A 25,324-nucleotide genomic window follows, 5' to 3' on the forward strand; every position below is an offset into this window, starting at 1 on the left:
TTCAGGACTGCAAGGGCGCGCCGCAGGCGCCGCAGAAGCGCTCGCCGTCGCGCACGGCATGGCCGTGCAGGCACTGGCGCAGGCTTGCCGCGACACCGGCTACCGCGCCGGCCTGGGCGGCCAGCAGCGCGACCTGGTGGCGGCGGTCCTTGTCGACTTCGCCGTCACGGCGCGCCTGTTCGCGGGCGACCAGCGCCAAAGCCTCGTCCGGCGTGAGCTTGCCGGCGCCGACCACGGCTGCCAGGCTCGAGAGCTGGCCGGCATCCATGGTCGCGTGCACGCGGGTCTTCATGAAGTCGTTCAGCAGCGCGGCGTTGGGCGCGGCGGCCAGGGCGAGTTTCGCGGTGTCGTCCATGCCGGCGAAAGCTTGCTGCTCGGCCAGGCGCAGCGCATGGCGGCGTTCCTCGGCCTCCAGCAGGACGCCCTGCTGCTCGCGCGCCTGCCGCGCTTCCAGGGCGATGGTGCGGGCAAGCTTGTCCTGCTGGGCAGTGCTGCGGGCCGTCTCGATGGCCAGGCGCGCCTGCTCGTCTTCCCATTCCTGCAGGCGCTCGGCGTCGCGCCGGCGCGCGGTGTTGGAAAGCAGCAGCAATTGGTGGCGCGCCACGTGTTCTTCCTCGTCGATCGCGCGCGCGCGGCGGGCGGCATCTTCCTCGGCCTGGCGCAGGCGCACCAGTTCCGCCTGCTTGCGGGCGGCGTCCTCGATCGAGGCGGCCTGTTCGATCTTGTAGCGGATCTGCTGTTGCAGCAGGGTGTGCGAAAAGCGCTGGCGGGCGATTGCCTGCGCCTGGCGCGCGTCCTGCTGGGCCACCTCGAGTTCGCTGCGCATGCGCAGCTGGGCCAGGGCGCGCAGGTGCTGCCACTCCTGTACTTCGTCGCGGCGCTGCGCGCCCTTCTTGGCCAGCTCGTGTTCGAGCTCGGCCAGCACGTCGCCGGCGCCGCGCTCCAGCGCCTGCTTGCGCGACTGGGCGTCGAGGATGCGGGCGTAGAGTTCGATCTGGCGCGCACGCAGCGCGTGGGCGCGATCGGCGCCCTGCAGCGACAGTTCGGCGCGGGCAATGGCATCGTCCTGGCGCAGCTCGGCCTCGCGCTGGCGCACCCGCGCCTGCTGTTCGGCGCGGCGCAGGCGCTGCCATTCCTCGGCGTCGTAGAGCTCGTCCAGGTGCTTCCTGTGCTCGACCTGCACATGGCGCTCGTCGACCGCCAGCCACAGGCTGCCGACCTTCGCGCGGTTGGCGTCGTATTTGTCGTGGCGCAGTTCGACCGTGTCGACCTTCACGACGGCGAGCCCGTACTCGGCCAGCAGGAATTTCAAGCCTCCCTGCAGGCGCTCGTCGAGCTGCTCGCGCAACGCATTGTTGCCGGCCATGTCGCGGATCGAGCGCGCGCCGACGAACTCCTCCAGCAGCTGGCGCACCGGGGCCGACAGCAGCTCACGCAATTCCTGCGTGCCGATGGTGCCGGGCTGGGTCATGAAGTGGCGGGCGAAAGCCGGTACGTCCTCGATTCTCACGCTCACCGCAAAACGCGCCGTCACCGCCAGCTGCTCGCTGGTGAGAACGTCGTCGAAGCGGAATTCGACCGGCAGCGCGCCGCTGCGGGTAACGAGAATCTCGGCATGCTGGTCGCGCAGCAGGTGGTTCAGGCGCGTGAAGAAGCCTTCGATCTCGTATTCGCCCTGCGGCACCTCGGTGGCCTTACTGCCCTGCAGGATGTAGGCGCGGCTGGTTGCGGGAACGCGCAGCGTCTTGACGAAGAGTCCGGACAGTTCGCGCACGCCGAAGAAGACGGCCAGTTCGTCGGGGCCGGCCACCCAGCGGTTCTCGACCAGCACCGGCGCGTTGCGTCGTGCGCCCAGGGTCAGGCCGCAGCCGCCGCAGTAACGCGCTTCTCCGCCGTTCTTGCGCTCGCAGCGCGGGCAGCCGGCGCCGCCCCATCCGAACATCTGCAACATATGCGACTCCGTTTCAATCCGTACAACAAACCGCTTCGACGATTCTAGCAAAGCCGGGGCGCGATCATATGATCCCGATCCGGTCCACGCAGGCTACGCTCGCCCCCTGGGCCTTGAGCTGCGCGCGCCACTCCGGTGTCAGCTCCGCCTCCCAGGCGCGCGGCAGCAGGATGCGGTCGCCGGCCTGCGCCTCGCGCAGCAGCAGCGCGCACTTCGGCCCGACCCCGTCGACGTTCTCGACCTGCCCCGCATGCCAGCTGGATGACTGGCCGGTGGCCAGCAGGCGGCCGCGCGGAAGGAAATCGCGGCCGCGCGCCATGCGGTCGGCCATTACCAGGGCCAGCTCGAAGGAGGCGCCCTGGAAGCGCTCCCCGGAGAAACGCACCGTGGTGCGCCACTCTTTCAAGCCGCGCCCATCGTGGTGGCGCGCCGCCACCAGTACGGCGCGCACCCGCGCCTGCAGGGCCGCATCGGCACCGGGCGCCACGATACCCGACGCTTCGTCTTCCCCGTCCGCCGGGCTTGGCCGCACATGGACCTCGACCCAGGACAGGGTGTCGCCCTCGCCGCCGCTCACCAGGGGAAACCAGGCGCGCGCGCTGGAGACGCCGGCTGCCGGATCCGGATGGCCGCTCAGGGCGCCCAGGTGCGGCAGGCCGCCCGCGCCGCCCGCGAGCACGCCGAGCGGCACGGCAGCCAGGCTGTGACCGTCCACCCGGCCCAGGTGCCAGGCATCGGACCAGCCGTTCGCCACCACCGGCACCGAAGACTGATAAAGCCCCCGCACCATGCGGTCGGCCAGCACGGCGGCCAGCTCCCAGTCGCGTTCCCCGCCCGCAGGCGCACGGTCGAGGCTCAACACCACCTGTGCGCGGCTGTCGAAACGCGCCTCCGTATGGCGCGCCAGGCGCACCACGGCCTGCATGCGCCGGGCCACCTCCGGCGCCTCCGGCACGCTGCATTTCACTTCGGCGCGGCCGTCGCGGGGACGCACGGTGGCCGTGACGGTCAGGTAGCTGCCGTCCGGGGCGATGCTGCGGCAGCGCACGAGGGAATCGTTCATTGCTCCTCCCGGGTCGCGCGGCGGGCGGCGCAATCGCATTCGAGGTTGGCGACGATGCGGTCGGTCTCGTCGAGCAGCGCGATGGCCTGCGGCAGCTCGGCGACCGCATGCTTCATGCGGGCCAGCAGGGCCCAGGCTTCGTCCAGCGCCGCCACCGCGCGCAAGCTGTGGCGTGCGCGGCGCAGCTGTTCGGACGCCGCCATGGCTTCGTTCGGCGCAGCCAGCGCGAGCGCCGGCATGGTGCCCACCGAGAGGCTCACCAAGTCGAGCCGGCGCAGCAGATCCTGGTGGCGGCGGAAGGTCGCGCAGTCCGGCGGCAGGACGGCCAGGCGTAGCCCGCACAGCACGCGCGGCAATTCCAGGAATAGCCGGCGCAGCGCCTTGCGGTCTTCGCATGCCGCGTCGAAGGCTTCCTGGGGCGGCGCCTGGACCGGTCTTGCCACCTGCTGCACGGCCAGGCGCGCCCCCAGCAGCGCCGCCAGGTCGCGCGCCGCGCCGAAGTCGACCGGCACGCAGTCGTCCACCATGACGCCGAAGCGGGTATACAGCAGCTGGTTGAAGCCGGCGCGGAACAGGTTCCACTCCTCGAAACTCGTGCAGGGCGGTAGCTCCAGGTTGCCCTGGGCCAGTTCACGCTGCAAGGCGGCCTCCATCTGCGCCACGAAGGCGTCCAGGGCCACCTGCTGCCCGGCTTCGCTGGCCAGGAACAGGTCGAAGCGCTGCTGGGCTTCGCGCGGGTCGGCGCCGTCGATGGCGAAAGCGACCTTGAGGCCGATCTCGGGCGCGGCCGCGAAGGGCGTCAGTTCGCAGGCATAGGGGCCGGGATGCACGCACCAGGCCGTTTCGCCCTCGAAGGCATTCACGCGCGCATCTTCGCTCAGGCGCCGGGTATGGCCTTCGCCATTGGCCAGCACGACGAAGCGTCCGCTTGGCACCGTGCGGCCGCGCGCGATCGGCAAGGCGATATAGGCCGCGCCGAGGCCGGCGAGGTCCGGGGGCGGCTGGCGGAAGGGCCGGGTAAACAGCTTCAGCATGCTAGCGACCGATCGGCTCCACGGCGAATCCACCGCCGTGGCGCTGGAAATGCCTGGCCGGTCCCTCGGCGAAGGGCCATGGGCCCTCGCACTCGCCGTCCGGGTCGAGCCGTCCCTCCAGAACGGTGTTGCCGGCGCCGTCGACCACGCGAAGCGGCTGCGCCGCGCGCAGCAGCGCCGGAGCCAGGCTTGACTCCGGGTCGAGCTGGAGGATGGCGCGGCCGGCCACGACGTGCAGGCGCCAGGCGCCGTCGTCGGTGACCAGGGCTTCGAAGGGCGCCCCGCTGTCGGCCGCGCGCAGCATGCCGGCGCTGCCGCGCCAGTCGGGGGCGGCGGCCCGGGCACGCCGCGCCTCGGCCAGCTGGCGCAGGCGCCGGGTGGTCAAGGGGGAAGCCTGCAGCGCCGCCCGCTCGCCACTGCTCAAGGGACGGCTGCCGTCCAGTGCGGCCAGCAGCACCGCGTCGGCCAGCACCAGGCGGTCGCCCTCGACCCGGCGCCCCGCCAGCAGCTGCGCCTGCAGCTTGCGATCCAGTTCCGTCATGCCCATCATGTCTCCTCCTTCATGCCTGCATCGGCACGTGCAGTCAGCCTGGCGATGGCGGCGTCGCGCCGCTTGCGCAGGGTCGGCAGCGACACCCCGTCGAGGAGTGCCAGTTGCCCCATGGTCGGCAGCTCGCCGGTGGCCGGGTCCAGCCATTCGGCCGGATAGCTGTCGTCGAAAGGACCGAGCAGTTTCAAGTACACCGCCAGGCGCACCGGCAGCGAATCGTCCGCCATCGTGCGCAGCGCCCAGCTGCCGGCTTCCTGCGCGCAAGCTGCCATCTCCAGGTAGCGGGGGGGCAGTGAAACCCGTTCGGCCAGCACGACGTCCAGCATCGGGGCGCGCATGTCGGCCTGCGCTTCGTCCCCATCCCCCGCGCAGGCAAGGTCGAGCGCATCCTGCTGCGCTTCCAGGATCTGGTCGGGTCCCGGACTTGCGCCCTGCTCCGACTCGTCCAGCACGCGCCAGTAGTCTTCCAGCCAGGCCCCGGCGTCATTCGCATCCTGCAGCCAGTCGCGCTCGCCGTTGGCGGACAAGGCTTCGTACTCGCCGATCTCGCGCAGCATCGCCGCGATCTTGTCAAGGCTCGTCTTCAGGCTGGCGAAGCGCTTGGAGCGGGTATGCAGGGGGCCGGGGACGCCGCCGAACTGCTCCAGGCTCTCGCTCCAGCGCAGGATCCACTCGGCGCGGCAGTCTGCGATGCTGCGCAGGCGGCGCGCCTCGATCGGTTCGGCCTCGATGGTCCTGCCCAGGATGGCGCCGACCTGGGCGCGGTGTTCGCGCCAGCCGAAGAACAGGCGCGCCACTTCGCCATAGGCGGTGTCGAGCATGCGGTAGGCATACATCCGGTTCGGACTGCAGGGGCGGCCGCAGGCGGCCTGGTAATTGTCGCTGTCGACCTTGTCGCGCAGGACGGCGTAGAGGTCGTTGAATTTCTTGCGCAGCAGGGCTTCGCCGCCCGGCGCGTTCCAGAACGGCCCCATGCGCGCATGCTCGGCGGCGACGGCGGCGCACAGGCCGGCCCAGTCGCCCGGGCGCGCCTGCAGCTCGACAACCAGGCTCAGGGCCAGCTCGAGGACCGTATCGCCATAACTGTTTCCAAGTGCGGCGCCGCGCGGGCCGCAGCCGTAGAGCACGCGGGACACGCCATCGACATAGGCCGCCAGCGAGCTTTCCTGGTCCGGCTCCAGCAACAGCGCATGCTTGTCGCGCGCGAGCGCGGCCAGCGAGCACTGCCCCAACAATTTACGGACCTGCTCCCAACCGTGCTCCTGGTACCGGGTTCCCGGCAAACGCATGTGTTCCTCATCCAGTAATGCATCCGCGCACAAGCGGATTGTCAACAGATGATGCCATAGAAACACATTCTTGAGGCGCGCAGCAGATGCCTATTCTCCCTTCTTATCGAAGGACTGCGCCGCCATCGTGCGCAGCAGGGCGGCCACCACCGGCGCCGCATGGGCGCCGCCGGTCAGCTCGGAATGGCTGACGAAGGCGGCGAAGGCGAGCCGCCGGGTCTGCCCGGGCAGGCTGCCCGGCTCCAGCCAGCCCATGAACCAGACTGTCCCCTGGCCGTCGGCGCCGCTTGGTGCCGTCCCGGTCTTGCCGAACAGGCCAGGGCGCAGGCCATCGAATTGCTTGCCGCGGAAGGCGCCGGCCGCGGTGCCGCCGTCGACCACGCCCTTCATGCCGGCGCGCAGGCGGTCGAGCCGCACCCCGAGTTCCGGGCCGGGACGCTGCTCGGCCGCGCGCCCGTCCAGCTCGAGCAGCAAGCGGGGCGTGACCACCCTGCCCTGCCCGACCGCCGCGGCCACCAGCGCCATCTGCAGGGGCGTGGTCTGCATGCGCAGGCCGATCGCCATCTGGCGCACCTCGTGCCGGGTCAGGATGGGGTCGATCTGGCTCCGTGTGGCCTGCAGCGCATCCCAGGCGCCCCAGCGGAAGTCTTCCGGCAACAGGCCGCCGTCCAGGCGCAGCGGCGCGCCGAAACCGAGCCGGCGCGCCATGCCGGCCACCGGGCGCAGCGCATCCAGCGCGCCCGGCTCGAGTGCCCGCACCCCCGGCACGCCGCCAGCAAGGCTGCGGTCGCCCAGCTCGGCGGTCCAGGCGAACCAGGTATTCACACTGTGCGCCAGCGCCTGCGGCAGGCCGAAGCGGCCCTCGACCGCCCGCGCGGCCGCGACCTGTTCGCGGAAGTTCGTGATGCGGGCGCCGCCCCCCTCCGGATAGCTCGGCGCGCCGATCCGGAAAGGGTAGCCGCCCTCCTGCGCCACCCGGTCGATGGCGGCGAGCGGCATGCCGTCCAGCAGGCGCTCCAGCCGGGCATCCTGGCGCGCCGCCTGTTCCAGGCCCAGGGCCGTGATCGCCTTGAAGGTCGAGCCGGGCGCCCGGTGTGCGCCGCCGTCGTGCTGGAAAGCAGGCAGGCGCAGGGGGCTGCGCGCCGGGTCGGCGCGGTCGAAGTCGCGCACTTCAGGCCAGCGCGCCGGGTCGGCGGCGCCCATGCCGGCGCCCGCCGCCGCCAGCACGTCGCCATTGCCGGCATCGAGCAGCACCAGCCCGGCCTGCCGCTCGCCCGGCGCCGGCCGCGCGCCGCTGCAGCGCCGGCCGTCCCAACTACCGCCGCGCAGGCCGATGCAGTCCAGCGCCGCCTGGGCGGCCGCCTGCAAGCGCAAGTCCAGGCTCAGGACCGCCGTATGTACGGGCCCCGGCACGCGCGCCAGCATGCCGGCCACGCTCGACGCGTGGTCGCGGTGCACGCCCAGCAGCGGCCCCAGGCCCGCGGCGCGCGCCCGGGGACTGGCGCTGCCGTCGACCCACAGGCTCTCGCCATCGCGGTCGCGAAGGCGGACCTCGGCCAGGGCGGCGCGCTGCGTGGTCTGCTCCGCAGGGAGGGCCTGCCAGGCCAGCTTCCCGCCATCGACCCGCAGGTGGCGATAGGCGGCATCGGCGCCGCGCGCCAGCCGTCCCAGGTCCAGCGCCTCGACCTCGAGCTCGATCCGGGACGCGCCCGGCAGAGGCGTCAACAGCACGCGCTGCACCGCGTCGCGCCCCGGGCAGGCGCGGCCTTCGCATTCGAAGCTGACGCGCATCGTGGCGCCGCTCACCCGGCGCACGCGTCCGGCCAGCAGCAGCTCGGCCGGGCCACTGGCCTGCAGCGCCAGCCGCGCCGTCGATGCCGCACCGCCCTCGTCCCAGGCCGCCACGCGCTGCCAGGGCGCCCAGCCCTCCGGCAGGCGCGCGAACAGGCGCATGGCGGCGACCGGCAAGCCTTCATCCACGGCCACCGGCACGCCGCCCACGCTTGCCTGCCAGGACGCGTGGCTGCCCGGCCGCATGCGCCAGGCCAGCAGGCGCCGCTCGCTGTTGTAGATGCGTACCTGCTCGCGCACGAAAGCGCCGTCGGCACGGTAATACAGGCGGCCGAGCAGCTTGCGGCCGGCCTCGTCGAGGCGCAGGTGCTCCCAGCCGGGCAGCGGCGCCCGGTCGCGGGCCTGCATGCCCTGCCAGGCGGCCAGGTCGCGCGGGGCCAGCTCGGCCAGGCCGCCGGGGCCGAGGCGAAGCAGGCCACGGGCCTGCAGTTGTTCGAACAGCAAGGCGTCTTCCAGGCCGCGCGGCGCACCTGCCGGCACCAGGTGGGCGCCGGGCGCCAGGCGCAGGGCCGGCGAAACGCTGCTCGCGCCGAAGGCCTGCACCACGGCGCCGGCCGCGCCGCCGGCCGCATAGCGCTGCAACAGCAGCTCGCCAAGCTGGGGACAGGCGGCGCTCGGGCGCCGGGTGATGCGCAGGGCGCCGTCAGGCCAGGCCAGCCAGCCAGCCTGACGGATCGCGCCCGAGCCGCTTGCGCCGCGGCTCGCCACGCCGCCGCCCGCGTCGCCGATCCACGCGGCCCGACCGGCGCCCGCCTGCCAGCGCACATTTAAGGCGCCGCGGGCGTCGCCGCGCAGCTCGACGCGCGGCATGGTCGACCCCGGCGCCGTCATCACCACATTGCGCGGCGGGCTGCCTGCCGCCTCATGCAGCGGATAGCCGAGCCGCAAGGGCAGCAGGACCGGACGGGACGGGTCGAGCACCTGGGTGCACAGGTCTACCCGCAGCAGGCTGGGCGCCGTCATCCCGGCCGCGAGCACCACCGCCGCCCCGCCATGCTGTTCGATGTGCACGGCAGGCGCATCCGGTACGCGCAGGGTGACGCCGGCCAGCAGCGGCTGCAGCGTCGCCAGCGCCGCCGCCGAGGCGCCCGCGGGCGTGGTGGCCGAGGAAGCCGACAGCGAGCGCGCCGAGTTTGCCAGCACGAGAGCGCCGAGCGCGATGGCGGCCAGCGCCAGCGGAACCAGCGGATTCCAGCCACGCCGCGGCGCGCCGAGCCCACGCGCGCCGGCGCGCAGGTTGCGGGCGCGCCGCCAGGACGTGCGGCTGGCGGCGAGGTGGCCGGCGAGTTGTGCGAGTGTGGCGCTCATCAGGATGTCCGCAAGGCGCGGCCCCGGGGCGGACCGCTTCGCGTAAGGCTAGCGGAGGGACGGTGAAAGCCATCCATACCCGCGTGGCGCGCGCGCATTCGCGAAGGCTTTTCGACAGCTCATTCCGCGTTTTTCGCGTCTCGTCGCAATCGGCTCGCGACGCACGGAGGCTTGGCCTACAGTGCACACATCGACAACCCACACGCAAGGAGAAACACCATGAACATCATGAAGAATATGGAAGCCGTCTTCGTCGTCGCGATGGCCCTCGCAGTCCCCGCCAGCTACCTGGTCGACGGCGTTCCGCAAGCCCAGGCACGCAGCTACAGCGCCGATGCCGCCCAGGTCGCAAGCGGCGACAAGATGGCCGTCGTGAAGGTCAGCGCCAAGCGCCTCGGCGCCGAAGAAAAGGCCGACGGGAGCCGCGGATGAGTGCCCAGCGCCGGCCCGCTGTCGCGTGAACCCGACAGTGCGGCCGGCCCATCTGTATCACTCCCCCAGCCAGATTCCCGCCCATCTGTTTCAAATGTAAGCCGACGTTTCAAACCGAGATTTCCAGCGCCGCCCCCGATATAGTGGGTTCATCCGCTTCTGGATCTGGAGACCGACATGAAACGCACTCTTTCCCTCGCCGCCCTGATCGCCATTGGCGCCGCCTTCGCGCCGCTGCCGGCCCTCGCGCAAGCCGACTTCCAACTCTACATCGGCTCGGCCCCGCCGGCTCCGATCTACGAACGCGCCCCCGCAGTGCGCCACGGCTACGTCTGGGCCCCGGGCTATTGGGAATGGCGCGGCCACCGCCACGCCTGGGTGCCGGGCCACTACATCGCCGCCCGCCCCGGCTACGTCTACGCACCGCCGAGCTGGCGCGAGCGCCACGGCCGCTGGTACATGGAACCGGCGCGCTGGACCCGGTACGGCCCGGACCGCGACCGTGACGGCGTGCCCGACCGCTTCGAGCGCCGCGGCTACGCCCCCGTGTACGGCGGCGGCTACCGCGATGGCCGCGACTACTACCGCGACGGCCGAGGCTACGACCGCGGCCGCTACCGCGACACCGACCGCGACGGCGTCCCGAATCGCTACGACCGCGACCTCGACAACGACGGCGTGCGCAACAGGCATGACCGCGACCGCGACGGGGATGGCGTGCCGAATCGCTGGGACCACCGTCCCGAGAACCCCTATCGCCGCTGATCGCGGAGATCCGGCAAAGAAAAAAGGCGCCATTGGCGCCTTTTTTCTTTGCTACCTTGATGTCACTTCTTGAGGTGCTTGTCGAGGAAGGCCAGGATCTTCGCGCTCGCCTCGATCTGGTTCTTCTTCTTCGAGAATCCGTGCCCCTCGTCCGGGAACACGATGTACTCGACTTCCACGCCGTTCTTGCGCACGCCTTCGACGATCTCGTCGCTTTCCGGCTTGATCACGCGCGGATCATTGGCGCCCTGGATCACCATCAGCGGCTTGCGGATGTTCGCCGCGTGGAACAGCGGCGAGGTCGCGACCAGGAAGTCCTTGTCCTTCACCGGGTCGCCGATCTCGTCGTACAGGGCCTTGCGCTGCGCTTCCCAGTAGGGCGGGATGCTCTCGAGCGTGCGCACCCAGTTGCTGACCCCGAAGATGTCGATGCCGACCTTGAAGGCTTCCGGGCGGAAGGCCATTGCCGCCAAGGTCATGTAGCCACCGTAGCTGCCGCCCATGATCGCCACGCGCTCCGGATCGACGTAGCCGAGGCTGGCGAGCCAGGTCTTGGCTTCGACGCAGTCCCACAGCGGCTCGCGGCCGTGCTTGCGGTCGTCGGCGGTGAAGAAGGTCTTGCCATAGCCCGAGCTCCCGCGGTTGTTAATGCCCAGCACCGCATAACCGTGGTTGACCAGGTACTGGATCTGGGCGTTGTAGCCACGCATGGTCTGCCCGCCCGGACCGCCGTGCACGTAGACGATGGCCGGCACCTTGTTGGTGGCGGACGCCCCTTTCGGCTTGTAGTAGATCGACGGGATCACCATGCCGTCGAAGGAGCGGAAGCGCACCACCTCGGCCTCGACCAGGTCGTTCGGGTCGATTTCCCTGTTCAGGCTCCGGGTCAGCTGGGTGGTCTTCCTGCTCTTGAAGTCGTGCACATAGAGATTGTTCGGGGAGCGGTCGCCGTTGAGGTAGAAGGCGACCAGGCGGCCGCTCGGCGAGAAGGTGGTCTGGCGGATCTCGCCGCCGGGGAGCCTGGGCATGGCCACCGGGTTTCCTGCAGCGTCGACGACGCGCACGTCGATGCTGCCGTCGCGGTTGAGCACACTCACCCGGTGCTGGCCATTGCGCGAGTAACTCGCGCCCAGCAGGTCCCAGTCGGCCTTCTCGACATCCGCCACCTGGCCGCTGGCGAGGTCGTAGCTGGCGATGCGGGTGAATTCGCCGCCGTCATTGGTGGTGAACAGCAGGCGCTTCGACTCCGGATCGAAGGTCGAGGCGGAATGGCTGGCCGTGCCCTTGTGCGGCGTGATGTGCTTCATCTCGCGGGTGGCCACGTTGTAGAGGTAGACGTCGCTGTCGGCCGTGGTATTGGGCTTGTCGAAGGCCAGCCATTTGCCGTCGCGGCTGATGGCGGAAACGTTCATGCCGCTGTCGTTCCGGTAGACGACGGTGCGCTTGTAGTCTTTTGCGTCGTAGAGGTAGAGATCGAAGAACTTCGGATCGCGCTCGTTGGTTGCGACATAGAAGCCGCTGCCGTCGGGACGCCAGCCGGCGAACATGGCGCGGTGCTTGTCGCCCGGCGTCAGGTCGCGTTCAAGACCGTCGAGTTCGCGCACGAACACGTGGTTGCGCTCGTTGCCGCCGCTGTCGCGGGTGAACAGGACGCGGTCGTCGTTGTAGAAGTAGCCGATCGCATACGTGCTATCGGTCGTCGAGCGGGTCAGCGGGACCGGCTTGCCGCCGCCGACGGGAATCGTGTAGGCATTGAAGATGCCGGAAGCGTTGCTGCTGAAGAGGATGTTCTTCTCGTCCTTGCTGAAGGAGGCGCCGGTGACCGAGGTCGTCGCCATGAACTGCTCGATGGTGTAGCGCTTTGGCGCTTTCTGCGCTTTCTGGGCCTTGGCGGTGGGCGCGGTAGTCGCCGCCTGGGCGGGGGCGAAAGTGGCGTGCACACACAGGGCAAGCGCGGAAACATGGACGACAGAACGGAACAGACGCATAAACATCTCCTATTGTTGTCAGCAAATACAGCACATCGAGTGTTGCAAAAGCGGCCAGCCGTGTCAACATCGGGCAAAGCGGTTATGCTTGGCGCCCATGACAGACCAAGCAGCACTCCAGGCGGCACTCCTTGCAGCCGCCTTCAAATCCGAACTGGCCGCCAGCCGCCGGCTCGCGCGGCGCAGCGGCATGGGCGAAACCGAGGCGCTGCAGGCCACGCTTTCCCTGCGCGCCGGCGTGGCCGGGCTGGACCAGCTGCTGCGCGAGCGGGCCGCCGATCGCCTGCGCAGCGAACAGGCGCTCGAAGCGCGCCGCGCACTGGCCGCGGCGGCCCAGGCGCGACGCCGGCCTGGCGCCGCCGCCACCGGCTGGCGCGCCTGGTTCGATGGCTCGGCGCGGCCGAATCCCGGCCGCTGCACCCTGGGCGCCGTCCTCGAAGGCCCGGGTGGCGTGCACGTCGAGCTGTCGCGCGACATCGGCCATGGCGACAGCAGCGAAGCGGAATACCAGGCCCTGATCGCGGTGCTGGAGGCGGCCGTCGCGCATGGCGCCGTGGGGCTGGCCATCCATGGCGACAGCCAGGTCGTGATCGACGACGTCAATGCCCCCGATTTCGCCGGCAGCCCCGCCCTGCAGGCCTGGCGCGGCCGGGCGCGCGCGCTGCTCGCGCGCCTGCCCGGCGCCACGCTGCGCTGGATCCCGCGCCACAAGAACGGCCGCGCCGACGCCCTGTCGCAGCGCGCGGCCATCCACGCTACCGAAGAAGAATCGCATGCAAGAACCGAAGCTTGACCTCGCCACCTGGCGCCCACGCCTGGCGGCGCTTGCCGCCGGCAGTAGCGGCGGCGACGGCGCCCACGACAGCACGCACCTGGAGCGCGTCTGGCGCAATGCACAGGCACTGCTTGCGCAGCATCCGGAAGCCGACGCGCTGGTGGTGATGGCCGCCTGCTACCTGCACGACCTGGTCAACCTGCCCAAGGACGACCCCGAGCGCGACCAGGCGTCAACCCGTTCGGCCAAGCTGGCGCGCCACCAGCTGGCCTGGATGGACTTCCCGCCCGACCGCCTGGACGCCGTGGCCCACGCCATCGAGGCGCACAGCTTCTCGGCCAACATCCCGGCCCGGTCGCTGGAAGCGAAGATCGTGCAGGACGCCGACCGTCTCGACGGCCTGGGCGCGGTCGGCCTGGCGCGCATGTTCTATATCGCGGGGCGCATGGGAAGCGGCCTGGCGCATCCGGACGATCCGCTCGGCCTGGCGCGCGAATTCGACGACCGCCGCTATGCGCTCGACCACATCATGGTCAAGCTGGCCAGGCTCCCGGGGATGATGCAGACCGAGGGCGGGAGAAGGCTCGCCGAGGAGCGGCTGGCGCGGCTGATGGCGTTTCGCGAGGAATTCGCCGCGGAGGGCGGCGCGCCCTCAGCGTCCTAGCACCTGGCCGATCGACCGGGCCTCGGGTGCATAGGCCTGCATGCCCCAGCCGGCGCCCGCCACCAGCACCGTGGTCAGGACCGAGGGGATCACGGTGCGTTTCACTGCGGCGACCATCCAGTGCCGGCGCTCCAGCCCGCGCAGGCGCCGGTACAGGCCGGCGGCGAGCAGCGCATCCACGAGGATCTCGGCGAACAGGACGGGCGCCGTCCACACCACGAACAGCGAAGAAAGCAGTATGCCCAGGGCGAGCAGCGCGACGGCGAGCGGAATCGCGCCTTCGTCGGCATGGCCGATCGCCTTGAGCGGCTTGTCCACGATGGTTTCGACCGCGCCGCCGTCCGCGCCGAAGTCCACGTTGGCGCTCGCCCCGCCGCCGTCGAAGCTGCCTCCCCCGCCGGCGAAATCGTCGCGCAAGGCGGCGCGAAGGTCGCTGGGGCCATCCGAAGTTCCACCTCCGACGTCGGTGGGAACGAGATCGAGATAGTCGGACGCGCTCGAGCGCAGCCAGATCCACAGCAGCAACAGGAAGACCAGGTAGGCGATGCCCATCGCCAGGGAATAGCGCAGCGCCATGGTCTCGATTCCACCGACGAGCATCGCGGCGGACGCGGCGAAGCCCGCCAGGCCGGTGAGCGTCACGAGAATGAACATCTGGACCCGCGGGAAGCTGTCGCGCAGCAGGCGGGCGCGCATCGTCCGCACGGCGGCGTCGCGGGTCATGGCATGGGGTCGTGTTCGTGAACCTGGCATCTGGCAGGCGCTCCCGTGGCTGGGTTGATCGGCCGAGCGATGATGACACGTTCCCATCACGAAAAATCCGTGGATTCTCACCAATCGCCCTTGCTTCAGCGCCCGTTAAGTTTGCTCAATGTTAAGATACATGCTCGTCATCTCGCGGGCCCTCCATGAGCAGTTCGACCACCGTCGCACCTTCTTCCGCCGGCAAGCTCAACTTCGTGCTGGTCTGTATCTTCATCGACATGCTCGGCATCGGCCTGATCGTGCCCGTGATGCCGCTGCTGGTCGGCCAGTACGTCCCGGGCCGCGACGACCAGGCCCTGTGGTTCGGCGTGCTGGCCACCACCTTCGGCCTGCTGCAATTCCTCTTCATGCCGGCGCTGGGCGCGCTGAGCGACCGGATCGGCCGCCGCCCGGTGCTGCTGTACTCGATGGGCGGCATGTGCCTGAACTTCCTGATCACCGCCTGGGCGCCGAGCCTGGCCTGGCTCTTCGTGGGCAGGATCATCGGCGGCATGTCCTCGGCCAGCATGTCGGTCGCCTCGGCCTACGCCTCCGACATCTCGACCAGGGAAAACCGCGCGAAAAGCTTCGGCAAGATCGGCGCCGCCTTCGGCCTGGGCTTCATCTGCGGCCCGATGCTGGGCGGCCTGCTGGGCGACGCCGACCTGCGCCTGCCCTTCTTCGTGGCCGCCCTGCTGAGCGGCGCGAACCTCGTCTACGGCTACTTCTTCGTACCGGAATCGCTCGCGCCTGGCCTGCGCGCGCCCTTCGACTGGTCACGCCTGAATCCCCTGGCGGCCCTGCTGCGGCTGCTCCGGCGCAAGGACATCCGCGGCGTGGTCGTCGTGATCACCCTGGTCACCTTCGGCCAGATGATGCTGCAGTCGACCTGGGTGCTGTACACCACCTTCCGCTTCGGCTGGACGCCGCGCGACAACGGCATCGCCATGTTCTGCGTCGGGCTGGTGTCCGCCGTGGTGCAGGCCGGCCTGCTGGCGGTGCTGATCCGGCGCTTCGGCGAGGTGCGCCTGTCGCTGCTGGGCATCGGCTCGGGCGCCCTCGCCTTCCTCGCCTACGGCCTGGCGACCCAGGGCTGGATGATGTACCTCATCATCCTGTGCAATGTGCTGGCCTTCGCCGCCACGCCCGCGTTGCAGGCGATCGTCTCGAAGGCCACGCCAAGCGCCGAACAGGGCGAGCTGATGGGGTCCCTGCAGTCGATCGGCAGCCTGGGGGTCATCGTCACGCCCCTGATCGGCACCTCGATCCTGGCCGCGGTCAGCCACCTGCCGGCGGGTGACTGGCGCATCGGCAGCCATTTCTTCCTGTGCGCCGCGATGCAGGCGCTGGCGGTGCTGGTGGCCTGGCGTTACTTCCGCAGGCACCACACGGTCGACAGCATCGGCGCCCACTGATGCCGGCCTTCGTCCTGGTGGCCGTGCTGTGCGCCGCCTTGCTGCACGCAGGCTGGAACGCGGCGATCAAGGCGGAACCCGACAAGCTGCTGGCCTCGATGGCGGTGAGCACGGGCGCCGCCGCGCTCGGCGCCGCAGCGCTGGTCCTCATGCCACTTCCCGATCCGGCGAGCTGGCCCTTCATCCTCGCGTCGACCGCCCTGCACGTCGCCTACTACCAGCTGCTCTCGCGCACCTACGGCCAGGCCGACATCAGCCTCGCCTATCCGCTCATGCGCGGCAGCGCGCCGGTGCTGGTGGCGCTCGCCAGCGCCTGGGCCGAGCCCCTGCACCCGGTCCAGGGCATGGCCGTGGCCCTGGTCAGCCTCGGCGCCGTGGCGGCCTGCTTCGGCGGAACCGGGCGCCTGTCGCGCCGGGCCGTCGGCCTGGCCCTGCTCACCGCGCTCGTGATCGCAGCCTACACCCTGGTCGACGGCCTGGGCGTGCGCCGCTCCGGTGCGCCGGCGTCCTATACCGCCGCGCTGTTCCTGCTCAGCGGCGTGGCCGTGCCGCTGGCATGCCGCCGGCAGCTGGGCGGCCGCCTGCCCGCTTACCTGGCGGCGCGGCCGATGCTCGCGCTGGCCGGTGGGCTCGCTACCGGTGGCTCCTATGCCATCGTCCTCTGGGCCATGACGCAGGCGCCGGTCGCCGTGGTGGCGGCGCTGCGCGAGACCTCGATCGTGTTCGCCGTGGCGATCGCCGCCTGGGTGCTGCGCGAGCGCGTGGGACGGGCGCGCGTACTGGGCGCCCTGCTAATCGCCGGCGGCGCCGCGACCCTGCGCCTGGCCTGACTCAGAACTTCATTTCCAGCGTGGCGCGCAGCTTGGGGCCGTCCGGGAACATCCAGCGACGCTTTTCGACGCCAATGGAAGGATCGAAGTAGCTCGGCTCGATCACGTTGTCCTCGCCCAGCAGGTTGGACAGCGCCACGCGCAACTGGCGCTTCGGGTTGAAGGCCCATACCGCGTAGGTGTCCAGGTCGGTGCGCGCATCGCGGTAGAAGCCGCGGTTGCTTGCTGCCCGCACGAAGCCGCCGCGCCGGTGCGCCAGACTGGCGCCCGTGCTCAGGGCGCCCATCTTGTAGTCGATGCCGAGATTGGCGCTCAGGGGTGTCTGCTGCTCCATGCGGTTGTGCGGCCCCGGCACGGCCTCCACCTGCGACCAGTTGCGGCTCACGCTGGCGCGCAGCTCGAGATTGGGCGCATCCTGCATGATGGCCTTGAGCGGGAACTTGGTCTCGATGTCGAGGCTGCGCAAGGTGGCGCGGCCATCGTTGACCGGGCTGAAGATCCAGCGCAGGCCATCGAAGTAGACGCGGTTGCTGGTGTAGTCCCGGATGCGCTTGACCGCGCCGCTGATGGAGACCATCGCTCCTTCGGCCCAGTAATGCTCGTAGGCCGCGTCCAGCCCCCAGGCCAGTTCGGGTTTGAGGCCCGGGTTGCCCTGGAAGTCGGCCTCGGTGGGGCTGTTGTTCTCGAACTCGCCGCGCAGCGGGACGATGCTGTCGAGCTCCGGCGCCTTGTAGGTGCGGCTCAGGGCGACGCGCAGCTGGTCTCCGTCCGACTTGCCGTCATTGCCCGCGAACTTGTACAGCACCTGGGCGACCGGGCTCAGGACACTCGAACGCACCCGGGTCGGCTCGACCGCGGTTCCACTCACCCGGGTACGCACGCCCTCCCAGCGGGCGCCCATGTAGACCGACAGGCGCGGATTGACGGTCCATTCGTCCTGCAGGTACAGGGCGGTGCGGCTCACGGCGGCGCGGAAATCCTCGTCCAGCAGCACCCCGGGCGCGAACACGCGCACCCGGTCGCGCTCGGTGCGGATATTGCCGCTCTCGTTGTAGCGCAGGTCCCAGCCCAGCGCCAGCAGGTGGCCGCCTTCGACGGTGCGCGTCGCCTTGCCGGTGGTGTTCAGGCCGCGGGAGTGGGTGTCGCTCAGCGTGTGGCCGTCCGTCTCCGGTAGGCCGGCGCTGTCGAAACCCAGGCGCCGCACGTACATCTTGCGCGAAGACCATTCGAAACCGAACTTGCTGTCCAGCTTGAGCCCTGCCGGGGTCTCGCGCGTCCAGGACAGGTTCGAGGTCAGCATGCGGTCGTCGAATTCGCCGAAGCCATACAGGTCGGGGACCGGTGGAGGGGGCCCGACCAGGGTGCTCACGACGGAATGGGGGTTGTTGCGGAAGCTGCTGCTGCTTGCCAGGGTTTCCCATCCGAGCTTGTCGCCATTGTCGAGGGTCCAGTTCAGGCGCGGCGAGAGGTTCAGGCGGTTCATGCGGCCGGCCTCGGGAGTGATCGTCGTGCGGTAGCTGGTGAGCGCGCCGCCGGGGCTGGTGGTTTCTTCGACGCCGTTCGACTCGCGCGTGAACTTGTCATGGTTGCCGCTGGCCGAGAACGACCAGGACGAACGCTCGCCGCTGTCGCCCAGCTCCGCGCTGAAGGTCGGCCCGCGGAAGACGTCCGACTGCAGGTAGCCCAGCTTGGCTTCGCGCTGGCGCTTGCGCGCCGTCTTGCGCAGCACGATGTTGATGGTGCCGGCCACCGCCTCGGTCGAGAATTCGGCGGTGGCGACGCGCAGCACCTCGATGCGCTCGATCGATTCGGGCGAGATGCTCTCGAGCGTGAAGCCGGCGGGCGCACGCTCGCCGTTGAGCAGGATCTGGGTATACCCGGGGCCCAGGCCGCGCATCCTGACCTCGGTGCTGCGCCCCGCCCCCGTTGTGACCGTCACGCCGGGGATGCGCCGGAAGATCTCCGCCACGTCGGTGTCGCCATAGCGCGCTATCTCCTCCCGCCCCACGACGATGCGCGCTGCAGTATCGTCGCGCCGGGCGTCGTAGCCGCTGCCCTTCACTTCCACCTGCTGGATCTGATCTGGGGCCTGCTGGGCGGACGCCTGGGCGCAGAAGGCGGCGGCCAGGACGGCGATGTGATGGGGGCGAAGCGGCATTGGGGTGGTCTCCGAAGTTTGTTGTTCGATTAAGTGGAGCCACTATATGCCATCACATGGCAGGATGTAAACGATGCACGGAGCATTTCATTGCCATTGCATAGCAACTACAAGTTCCATGACAAAGAAAAAACCCGGCGCGCAGCCGGGTTTCGCGGAGAGCGGGGACGCTCAGAACTTCAGTTCATAGGTCAGCCGATAGCGCACGCCCTGCGGGAAGGTGAAGCTGCGGGTCTGGCTGCCGGTGTCCGGGTCCTCGTAAGTGGTCTCGTTCTGGAAGTCCTGGCTCAGCGCATTGCCGACGGCGAAGCGCAGCTGGCGCTGGGCGTCGAACTTCCACAGCGCGTAGAGGTCCAGTTCGCGACGGGGCCAGACATAGGCGCGCTGGTTCAGCGACACCCGCCGGTCCGCCGCGGCGGTAGGCGAAACTGCCGCCCGTGCTCAGCTGGCCGACCTTGTAGTCCACGCCCAGGTTCACGGTGAGCGGGGTCTGCTGGTCGAGGCGGTTGTACGGGCCCGGCACCGATTCGACGCGCGACCAGTTGCGGTTGACGCTGGCGCGCAGGTCGACCGCCGGCGCATTGTCCATCACGGCTTTCAGCGGGAATTTGGTCTCGATCTCCAGCGAACGCGTGACGGCGCTGTCCTGGTTGCTCGGGGTAGCGACCCAGCGCGCGCCGTCGAAATACACCAGGGTGCGGGTGAAGTCGCTGATCTTGCGCTGCGAGACGCTGATCGAGAGCAGCGCGCCCTCGGCCCAGTAGTGCTCGTAGGCGGCGTCGATGCCGAAGGCCAGTTCGGGCTTGAGGTTCGGGTTGCCCTGGAAATCCAGCACGGTCGGGCTGTTGTTCTCGCTCGTGATGCGGCGCGGGCTCAGGCTCTGCAGGCTAGGGGCCTTGTAGGTGCGGGTCAGGGCCAGGCGCAGCTGGTCGCCCTTGCTTCCCGGGATCTTGTACAGGGTCTGCATGATCGGGCTCCAGACATTCGAGCTCGCCTCGGCGACGCCGAAGGTGTTGCCTTTGGCGCGGGTGCGGATGCCTTCCCAGCGCGCGCCCAGGTACATCGACCAGGCCGGGGTGATGTTCCACTCGTCCTGCGCGAACACGGCCAGGCGCTTCACGCGCGCATTGGCATCCTGGTCGAGCTCGCGGGCCGGACCACGCAGGCGGTCGGTCTCGTCGCGCAGGTCATCGCGGGTGTCGACGCCCCCGTCCCAGCCGAAGGCGAAGGTATGGCCCTTTTCGATGGTCTTCGCATACTTGCCAGTCGAGTTCAGGCCGCGTTCGCGGCCCTTGATCAGGATGTCGGTGCGCAGGACAGGCGCGCCGTTCGCAGCATCGGCGCTGCGGACGGTGACGCTTTCGCTGCTGCCGACGTTGATGCCGACTTTCAGGTCCAGCTTGCCCCCGTCGGCGAACTTGCGCGCCCAGCTCAGGTCCGAACGCAGGTAGTCGCCCTCGTTCTCCACTTCATTGAGCAGGTCGGCATACGGTTGCGGTGCACCGAGGACGGTTGTGCTCAGTTCGCGGAAACGGTTGTCGAAGCGGTTCGCATTGATGAAGGTCTGCGAGGTGATCGTATTGTCCTGTCCCAGGGTCCAGTTCAGGCGCGGGCTCAGGTTCAGGAAGGTGAACTTGCCTTTTTGTTCCAGAGCCAGGTTGCGCAGCAGGTTGGGCTGCCCATTGGGCGCCGTGCCGCGTTCCTGGCCCCAGGAATCGAACTCGAAGCGGTCCTGGGCCGCGTTGGCGGACAGCGAATACGAGAAGGTATCGATGCGGTCGGACAGCTGCAGGTTGACGTTCGGCCCGTAGGCATTGCTCGAAGCCCCGGCCGCGACCTTCAGCTCGCGCAGGCGGTTCTTCACAGAACGTTTGAGGATGATGTTGATGGTGCCGGCCACCGACTGGGTCGAGAATTCGGCGCTGGCCGCGCGCAGCACTTCGATGCGCTCGATCGAGTCGGGCGCCAGCGAATCCATCGAGAAGCCGGCCGGCGCACGTTCGCCATTGACCAGGATCTGGGTATAGCCCGCGCCGAGGCCGCGCATGCGGATCTCGCCGCCGCGGCCGTTGGCGCCGGTGTTCACGGTGATGCCGGGCACGCGCTTGAGCACGTCGAGCACATTGGTGTCGCCGTACTTGGTGATTTCTTCGCTGCTCACGACGATCTTGGTGGCGGTGTCGTCGCGGCGCGGGCCGTAGGAATTGGCAGTCCCCTTGATCTCGACCTGTTCGATCTTCTTTTCGATGGGCTTGGAAACCGGCTGCTTCGACGGCTGCGCGTCCTGGGCAGCAGCGGGAAGGCAGAGGCTGACGGCTGCTGCGAGCACGGTCAGGCGAAACGGAGAAACAGCATGCATATCGTGAGAGTCAGCTCATGGCGAATGGGGCGGTCATTGTCCCAGACGCAAATCATGTTGTCTCTTGAAAACGTATATGGATGCCAGCTTTTATCCGCCACGCATGTCGTCAATACGCCCTGCCGCGCTTGGCGCTCGGGGGGACTGGAGTACACTGGCGCGGTGGAAGCGGACAAACATGCGTTGCCGTAGGTTATCGCCGCTATAATGCGCCATCGAATGTAAACTGAGAGGCCTGCTAAAGTGTCCCGATTAAAAGTCTTGCCCCAATATGTGATGCCGAAAACGGCGCTGACCAACTTCGCCGGCCGCGTGGCAGGGGCGAAAGGCGGCGCGATGACCACGCGCCTGATCCGCTGGTTCGTCGGCAAATACGGCGTCAACATGGACGAGGCGGCCAATCCGGACATCGCGAGCTACGCGAGCTTCAACGAGTTCTTCACGCGCCCGCTGCGCGACGGCGCCCGCCCGCTGGCCCAGAGCGATTTCGTCTGCCCGGTCGATGGCGCCATCAGCCAGTTCGGCGACATCGACGACCACCACATCTTCCAGGCCAAGGGACACAAGTTCACGACGGCGGAACTGGTGGGCGGCGACGCGTCGCTCGCCGCGCACTTCCAGCACGGCCACTTCGCCAACCTCTACCTGAGCCCCAAGGACTACCACCGCATCCACATGCCCTGCTTCGGGCGATTGATACGCATGATCTACGTGCCGGGCAAGCTGTTCTCGGTGAACCCGACCACGGCGCGCGGCGTGCCGGGCCTGTTCGCGCGCAACGAGCGCGTGGTCTGCGTGTTCGAGTCCGAGGAACACGGGCCCTTCGTGATGACCCTGGTCGGCGCCACCATCGTCGGCAGCATGGCGACAAGCTGGCATGGCGTGGTGAACCCGCCGCGCATGGCGCGCATCTGCGAGTGGAACTACGACAGCCAGAAGGTAGAGCTGAAGAAGGGCGAAGAGATGGGCCGCTTCCTGCTCGGTTCCACCGTCGTCATGCTGTTCAGGAAGGGCACGATCTCCTTCAACGGGGACTGGGCGCCGGAGCGCCCGGTGCGCCTGGGCGAAGTGATGGGGAACCATCCGCGCTGAGGCCCCTGTGCCCTTTTTCGCGGCACGCCTCCTCCATCAAATCCAGGAAGGCCCGGGTCTTGGCCGGCATCAGCCGGCGTCCCGGGAACACCGCCCAGCCGCTCGCCAGCGGCAGATCCCATTCCGGCAGCACCCGCACCAGTTCGCCCGTCTTCAGGTAAGGCGCGGCGAACGTCTGCGAGCTGGCCGCGACGCCCGCGCCGCGCGAGGCGATGCGCGCCAGCAGTTCGGGCGAGTTGGCGGTCAGGCGCGCCTGCAGCGGACGTTCCCAGCGCTGCTTCCCGCGCGAGAGCACCCAGGGCACGGCGCCGCCATTGCGGCTCAGGATGCATAGCAGGTCGTGCTGGAGCAGGTCGTCCGGATGCTCGGGCAGGCCGTGTTTTCCCAGGTAGACGGGCGAGGCATAGAGCCCGAAGTATTCGGTATTGATCGGCCGGGCGTTGAGCGAAGCGTCGTCCGGCAAGTCGCCCATGCGGATGGCGATGTCGTAGTTCTCGGCGATCAGGTCTACCCGGCGCGGCGACAGGTCCATCTCCAGCGAGACCGCCGGATAGCGCTCGATGAAACGCGCGATGACCTCATGCAGGCCGAGGTTGGCGAAGTCGCCCGGCACCGACATGCGCAGCTTGCCGCTGGGCGCCCCCTGGCGGTGCTGGGCCAGGGCGCCGGCCGCCTCCACCTGCTCGGCCACGGCGCGCGCATGCTCGAACAGGCTGGCGCCGAACTCGGTGACCACGAGCTTCCTGGTGGTCCGCTGCAGCAGGCGCTCGCCGAGGCGCTGCTCGAGCAGCGCGATGCGGCGCGAGACGGTCGATTTCGGCAGCTGCACGCGCTCGGCGGCGCGGCTGAAACTGCCCGCCTCGACGATGCGGGCGAAGAGCAGCAGGTCATTCGGTTCGACATCCATGATTGTTCCATCAGCAGAATAATGTTATCCATTCTACTGGCTTCCGCATTGATTTTGGAACCTATACAGTGTGTCCATCAACACTTTCTTGGAACGAAGGGACACACAATATGAACATCCTGCAGATCACCTCCAGCGTCCGTGGCAACGATTCGGAATCGACCCGCGTCACCAATCTCGTCGTCGACAAGCTGGTCGCCGCCAACCCCGGCGCGACCGTGGTGCGCCACGACTTCGGCGCCCAGCCGCATCCGGCACTCGATGGCGCGACGGTCGGCGCCCTGTTCACCCCGCCTGAGCAGCGCACGCCGGAGCAGGCCGCCCGCGTGGCCCTGAACGACGCCCTGATCCTTGAGGCGCAGGCGGCTGACGTGATCGTGATCGGCGCCCCGATGTACAACTTCGGCATGCCAGTGCAGCTGAAGAACTGGTTCGACGCGATCGCCCGCGCCGGCGTCACCTTCCGCTATACCGAGAACGGTCCGGAAGGCCTGCTGAAGAACAAGAAGGTCTATGTCGCCACCTCCCGCGGCGGCGTGTACCCGGTGGAAGCCGACCCGCAGGTGCCGACCCTGCGCATGCTGCTGAACTTCCTCGGCCTGACCGACCATGTCTTCATCTACTCGTCGGGCATGAGCATGGGCCCGGAAGCGGCAGCAAAAGGCCAGGAAGCAGCAAACGCAGCCGTGGAAGCCGCGGTCGCGTAATATTGCGCCGCCGGGACCGGCGGCGCCAACCAACAGGAGAACAGCATGAGCGAAGCAGTCATGAACGAGCAACGCACAACCCTCAACAAGTCGCGCGGCGTGGAACGCCTGATCGCCGGCCAGTTCGTGATGGATGGCGCGGGCGTGAAGATCAACCGCGTGCTCACCGGTCCCCTGCAGCGCCGCCTCGATCCCTTCCTGATGCTGGACGCCTTCGGTTCCGACAAGGCCGGCGACTACATCGCCGGCTTCCCGGAGCACCCGCATCGCGGCTTCGAGACCGTCACCTACATGCTGCACGGCCGCATGCGCCACCGCGACAGCGCCGGCAACGAGGGCCTGGTGACCGACGGCGGCGTGCAATGGATGACGGCCGGCCGCGGCGTGATCCACTCCGAGATGCCGGAGCAGAGCGAGGGCCTGATGGAAGGCTTCCAGCTCTGGCTCAACTTGCCGGCCAGGGACAAGATGATGGACCCGTGGTACCGCGACATCCCGCTTGAAGAAGTGCCGCGCTTCACCAGTGAAGATGGCGTGACGGTGCAGGTGATCGCCGGCGAGACCCATGGGGTCAAGGGCGCGGTGCAGCGCGAGCATACGCTGCCGCTCTACCTCGACATCGAGATCCCGGCCGGCGTGACGTGGGAACAGCCGGTCCCGCAGGGCCACAATGCCTTCTTCTACGTGTACCGCGGCGAGGTGGTCGTGGACGGCAAGGGCGTGGGCAAGACGAAGATGGCGATCCTCGACAACGCGCCAGGTGCGGACGGCATCCGCATCAAGGCGGTCGAAGCGACCCGGCTGATCCTGCTGGCGGGACGTCCGCTGAACGAGCCGATCGCCCAGCACGGTCCTTTCGTGATGAACTCGACGGAAGAGCTGTACCAGGCCTTCGACGACTTCCGGGCAGGACGCTTCGCCTGAAGCTATACTGACGGGATGACGTTTGTTCATCCCGTTTTTTTATGCCTTTGCTAGATACCGTCGCGGATTTACTGGCCCGCGCCAGCCGTGCGCTCGGCTTCGAGACCCTTGAGTCCTTCCCGCCCGGCCACGCCTACGCGCGCACGCGCTGGAACAAGGCCTATTTCGACATCGCCTCCGACACCAGGCCGGACGCGATCGAGCAGCGCATCTGCGAGGCGATCGGCAACACGCCCCATGTGTTCGGGGAGATCGTGCATCCCACGCCGCGCATGCAGCGCGCCTTCCTCGCCGTGATCGAACAGCGCCTGCGCCGCGCCCATGGCGCTCCCGTCGACCTGGCGGCGCTGCTGGTGCATGCCTACCGCAGCCCCTACACGGTCGAAGTCGTGCCGGGCCTGCGCCAGGCGATCCGCGACACCGCGCAATATGAACCGCAGGTCCAGGCCAACGCCATCCTGGCGTTCCTCGCCGACGCGCCGGCCGGCTTCGGCGTGATCGAGGCGCGTCACTAGACG

At 69.0% G+C, this 25,324-nt stretch carries 21 protein-coding genes; 10 read left to right on the top strand and 11 right to left on the bottom strand.

Annotation, left to right across the window (positions count from 1 at the left end; genetic code table 11):
* Window position 1 precedes the first annotated feature (1 nt).
* The 6 genes from NX780_RS18380 to NX780_RS18405 all read right to left on the bottom strand — a co-directional run bounded on the left by NX780_RS18380 (window position 2) and on the right by NX780_RS18405 (window position 9,046).
* Entirely contained in the window at window positions 2–1,951 is a 1,950-nt protein-coding gene (locus NX780_RS18380) for an SPFH domain-containing protein (RefSeq protein ID WP_258829325.1), read from the bottom strand.
* 64 nt (window positions 1,952–2,015) lie between these two features.
* Entirely contained in the window at window positions 2,016–3,014 is a 999-nt protein-coding gene (locus NX780_RS18385) for a hypothetical protein (RefSeq protein ID WP_258829326.1), read from the bottom strand.
* Window positions 3,011–4,048, bottom strand: coding sequence for a hypothetical protein (locus NX780_RS18390; protein ID WP_258829327.1), 1,038 nt, complete (start codon window positions 4,046–4,048; stop codon window positions 3,011–3,013). Before NX780_RS18390 ends, NX780_RS18385 begins: the two co-directional genes overlap by 4 nt.
* A 1-nt stretch (window position 4,049) precedes the next feature.
* Window positions 4,050–4,589 (bottom strand): hypothetical protein, encoded by a 540-nt coding sequence (locus NX780_RS18395; protein ID WP_258829328.1) that lies wholly within the window; start codon window positions 4,587–4,589, stop codon window positions 4,050–4,052.
* Between the two features lie 5 nt (window positions 4,590–4,594).
* Complete coding sequence (locus tag NX780_RS18400) at window positions 4,595–5,887, bottom strand: hypothetical protein (protein ID WP_258829329.1); 1,293 nt, start codon at window positions 5,885–5,887, stop codon at window positions 4,595–4,597.
* A 90-nt stretch (window positions 5,888–5,977) separates the two neighbouring features.
* Window positions 5,978–9,046 carry a penicillin-binding transpeptidase domain-containing protein gene (locus NX780_RS18405; protein ID WP_258829330.1) on the bottom strand — a complete coding sequence of 1,023 codons (3,069 nt, stop codon included), beginning with the start codon at window positions 9,044–9,046 and terminating at the stop codon, window positions 5,978–5,980.
* Window positions 9,047–9,265: 219 nt separating this feature from the next.
* Between NX780_RS18405 and NX780_RS18410 the strand changes: the two genes are divergently transcribed.
* On the top strand, window positions 9,266–9,478 hold the full coding sequence (locus NX780_RS18410; RefSeq protein ID WP_258829331.1) for a hypothetical protein: 213 nt from the start codon (window positions 9,266–9,268) through the stop codon (window positions 9,476–9,478).
* A gap of 177 nt (window positions 9,479–9,655) precedes the next feature.
* Complete coding sequence (locus NX780_RS18415) at window positions 9,656–10,243, top strand: YXWGXW repeat-containing protein (protein WP_258829332.1); 588 nt, start codon at window positions 9,656–9,658, stop codon at window positions 10,241–10,243.
* A 62-nt stretch (window positions 10,244–10,305) separates the two neighbouring features.
* On the opposite strand, the gene NX780_RS18420 is transcribed toward NX780_RS18415, so the two are convergent.
* On the bottom strand, window positions 10,306–12,231 hold the full coding sequence (locus NX780_RS18420) for a S9 family peptidase (protein WP_258829333.1): 1,926 nt from the start codon (window positions 12,229–12,231) through the stop codon (window positions 10,306–10,308).
* A gap of 97 nt (window positions 12,232–12,328) precedes the next feature.
* Here NX780_RS18420 and NX780_RS18425 point away from each other — a divergent pair, with 97 nt between their 5' ends.
* On the top strand, window positions 12,329–13,024 hold the full coding sequence (locus tag NX780_RS18425) for a ribonuclease HI family protein (RefSeq protein ID WP_258829334.1): 696 nt from the start codon (window positions 12,329–12,331) through the stop codon (window positions 13,022–13,024).
* Window positions 13,005–13,670: an HD domain-containing protein gene (locus tag NX780_RS18430; RefSeq protein WP_258829335.1), complete on the top strand. Its 666-nt coding sequence runs from the start codon at window positions 13,005–13,007 to the stop codon at window positions 13,668–13,670. The genes NX780_RS18425 and NX780_RS18430 overlap by 20 nt, the downstream gene beginning before the upstream one ends.
* Here the strand turns inward: NX780_RS18430 and NX780_RS18435 are convergent.
* The gene (locus NX780_RS18435) at window positions 13,659–14,423 is read right to left on the bottom strand and encodes a hypothetical protein (protein ID WP_258829336.1); all 765 of its coding nucleotides are present in this window, start codon (window positions 14,421–14,423) and stop codon (window positions 13,659–13,661) included. The two genes, NX780_RS18430 and NX780_RS18435, sit on opposite strands and share 12 nt — an antisense overlap.
* Before the next feature lie 155 nt (window positions 14,424–14,578).
* Here NX780_RS18435 and NX780_RS18440 point away from each other — a divergent pair, with 155 nt between their 5' ends.
* Window positions 14,579–15,829 carry an MFS transporter gene (locus tag NX780_RS18440; RefSeq protein ID WP_258829337.1) on the top strand — a complete coding sequence of 417 codons (1,251 nt, stop codon included), beginning with the start codon at window positions 14,579–14,581 and terminating at the stop codon, window positions 15,827–15,829.
* A complete protein-coding gene (locus tag NX780_RS18445) occupies window positions 15,829–16,659 on the top strand; it encodes an EamA family transporter (protein WP_258829338.1) in 831 nt (276 codons plus the stop codon). Before NX780_RS18440 ends, NX780_RS18445 begins: the two co-directional genes overlap by 1 nt.
* 1 nt (window position 16,660) lies before the next feature.
* On the opposite strand, the gene NX780_RS18450 is transcribed toward NX780_RS18445, so the two are convergent.
* Together NX780_RS18450 and NX780_RS18455 are read right to left on the bottom strand one after the other, a co-directional pair.
* Complete coding sequence (locus tag NX780_RS18450; RefSeq protein ID WP_258829339.1) at window positions 16,661–18,817, bottom strand: TonB-dependent receptor plug domain-containing protein; 2,157 nt, start codon at window positions 18,815–18,817, stop codon at window positions 16,661–16,663.
* A 184-nt stretch (window positions 18,818–19,001) separates the two neighbouring features.
* The gene (locus NX780_RS18455; RefSeq protein WP_258829340.1) at window positions 19,002–21,176 is read right to left on the bottom strand and encodes a TonB-dependent receptor plug domain-containing protein; all 2,175 of its coding nucleotides are present in this window, start codon (window positions 21,174–21,176) and stop codon (window positions 19,002–19,004) included.
* A gap of 243 nt (window positions 21,177–21,419) precedes the next feature.
* Between NX780_RS18455 and asd the strand changes: the two genes are divergently transcribed.
* A complete protein-coding gene (gene asd / locus NX780_RS18460; protein ID WP_502572589.1) occupies window positions 21,420–22,268 on the top strand; it encodes an archaetidylserine decarboxylase in 849 nt (282 codons plus the stop codon).
* Here asd and NX780_RS18465 read toward each other — a convergent pair.
* Window positions 22,201–23,175 carry a LysR family transcriptional regulator gene (locus NX780_RS18465; RefSeq protein WP_258829342.1) on the bottom strand — a complete coding sequence of 325 codons (975 nt, stop codon included), beginning with the start codon at window positions 23,173–23,175 and terminating at the stop codon, window positions 22,201–22,203. The genes asd and NX780_RS18465 overlap by 68 nt on opposite strands.
* Window positions 23,176–23,285: 110 nt before the next feature.
* On the opposite strand from NX780_RS18465, the gene NX780_RS18470 reads away from it, so the two are divergent.
* Genes NX780_RS18470 through NX780_RS18480 form a run of 3 tightly spaced genes read left to right on the top strand, consistent with a single transcriptional unit; the run spans window position 23,286 to window position 25,321 of the window.
* Window positions 23,286–23,882: an FMN-dependent NADH-azoreductase gene (locus NX780_RS18470; RefSeq protein ID WP_258829343.1), complete on the top strand. Its 597-nt coding sequence runs from the start codon at window positions 23,286–23,288 to the stop codon at window positions 23,880–23,882.
* Window positions 23,883–23,927: 45 nt separating this feature from the next.
* Window positions 23,928–24,806 (top strand): pirin family protein, encoded by an 879-nt coding sequence (locus tag NX780_RS18475; RefSeq protein ID WP_258829344.1) that lies wholly within the window; start codon window positions 23,928–23,930, stop codon window positions 24,804–24,806.
* Between the two features lie 41 nt (window positions 24,807–24,847).
* Window positions 24,848–25,321 (top strand): hypothetical protein, encoded by a 474-nt coding sequence (locus NX780_RS18480; protein WP_258829345.1) that lies wholly within the window; start codon window positions 24,848–24,850, stop codon window positions 25,319–25,321.
* The last annotated feature ends 3 nt before the right edge of the window (window positions 25,322–25,324 follow it).

It is taken from the genome of Massilia agri (assembly GCF_024753255.1).
In the GTDB taxonomy this organism is placed as follows: Bacteria; Pseudomonadota; Gammaproteobacteria; order Burkholderiales; family Burkholderiaceae_D; genus Telluria; species Telluria agri.

What these genes read in the sequence shown, in the direction of transcription:
- NX780_RS18435 (WP_258829336.1), bottom strand. Translation starts at nt 14,423, where the DNA reads ATGCCAGGTTCACGAACACGACCCCATGCCATGACCCGCGACGCCGCC.
- NX780_RS18450 (WP_258829339.1), bottom strand. Translation starts at nt 18,817, where the DNA reads ATGCCGCTTCGCCCCCATCACATCGCCGTCCTGGCCGCCGCCTTCTGC.
- NX780_RS18380 (WP_258829325.1), bottom strand. Translation starts at nt 1,951, where the DNA reads ATGTTGCAGATGTTCGGATGGGGCGGCGCCGGCTGCCCGCGCTGCGAG.
- NX780_RS18425 (WP_258829334.1), top strand. Translation starts at nt 12,329, where the DNA reads ATGACAGACCAAGCAGCACTCCAGGCGGCACTCCTTGCAGCCGCCTTC.
- NX780_RS18465 (WP_258829342.1), bottom strand. Translation starts at nt 23,175, where the DNA reads ATGGATGTCGAACCGAATGACCTGCTGCTCTTCGCCCGCATCGTCGAG.
- NX780_RS18420 (WP_258829333.1), bottom strand. Translation starts at nt 12,231, where the DNA reads ATGCGTCTGTTCCGTTCTGTCGTCCATGTTTCCGCGCTTGCCCTGTGT.
- NX780_RS18430 (WP_258829335.1), top strand. Translation starts at nt 13,005, where the DNA reads ATGCAAGAACCGAAGCTTGACCTCGCCACCTGGCGCCCACGCCTGGCG.
- NX780_RS18415 (WP_258829332.1), top strand. Translation starts at nt 9,656, where the DNA reads ATGAAACGCACTCTTTCCCTCGCCGCCCTGATCGCCATTGGCGCCGCC.
- NX780_RS18400 (WP_258829329.1), bottom strand. Translation starts at nt 5,887, where the DNA reads ATGCGTTTGCCGGGAACCCGGTACCAGGAGCACGGTTGGGAGCAGGTC.
- NX780_RS18390 (WP_258829327.1), bottom strand. Translation starts at nt 4,048, where the DNA reads ATGCTGAAGCTGTTTACCCGGCCCTTCCGCCAGCCGCCCCCGGACCTC.
- NX780_RS18470 (WP_258829343.1), top strand. Translation starts at nt 23,286, where the DNA reads ATGAACATCCTGCAGATCACCTCCAGCGTCCGTGGCAACGATTCGGAA.
- NX780_RS18395 (WP_258829328.1), bottom strand. Translation starts at nt 4,589, where the DNA reads ATGACGGAACTGGATCGCAAGCTGCAGGCGCAGCTGCTGGCGGGGCGC.
- NX780_RS18475 (WP_258829344.1), top strand. Translation starts at nt 23,928, where the DNA reads ATGAGCGAAGCAGTCATGAACGAGCAACGCACAACCCTCAACAAGTCG.
- NX780_RS18440 (WP_258829337.1), top strand. Translation starts at nt 14,579, where the DNA reads ATGAGCAGTTCGACCACCGTCGCACCTTCTTCCGCCGGCAAGCTCAAC.
- NX780_RS18480 (WP_258829345.1), top strand. Translation starts at nt 24,848, where the DNA reads ATGCCTTTGCTAGATACCGTCGCGGATTTACTGGCCCGCGCCAGCCGT.
- NX780_RS18405 (WP_258829330.1), bottom strand. Translation starts at nt 9,046, where the DNA reads ATGAGCGCCACACTCGCACAACTCGCCGGCCACCTCGCCGCCAGCCGC.
- NX780_RS18385 (WP_258829326.1), bottom strand. Translation starts at nt 3,014, where the DNA reads ATGAACGATTCCCTCGTGCGCTGCCGCAGCATCGCCCCGGACGGCAGC.
- NX780_RS18445 (WP_258829338.1), top strand. Translation starts at nt 15,829, where the DNA reads ATGCCGGCCTTCGTCCTGGTGGCCGTGCTGTGCGCCGCCTTGCTGCAC.
- NX780_RS18410 (WP_258829331.1), top strand. Translation starts at nt 9,266, where the DNA reads ATGAACATCATGAAGAATATGGAAGCCGTCTTCGTCGTCGCGATGGCC.
- NX780_RS18455 (WP_258829340.1), bottom strand. Translation starts at nt 21,176, where the DNA reads ATGCATGCTGTTTCTCCGTTTCGCCTGACCGTGCTCGCAGCAGCCGTC.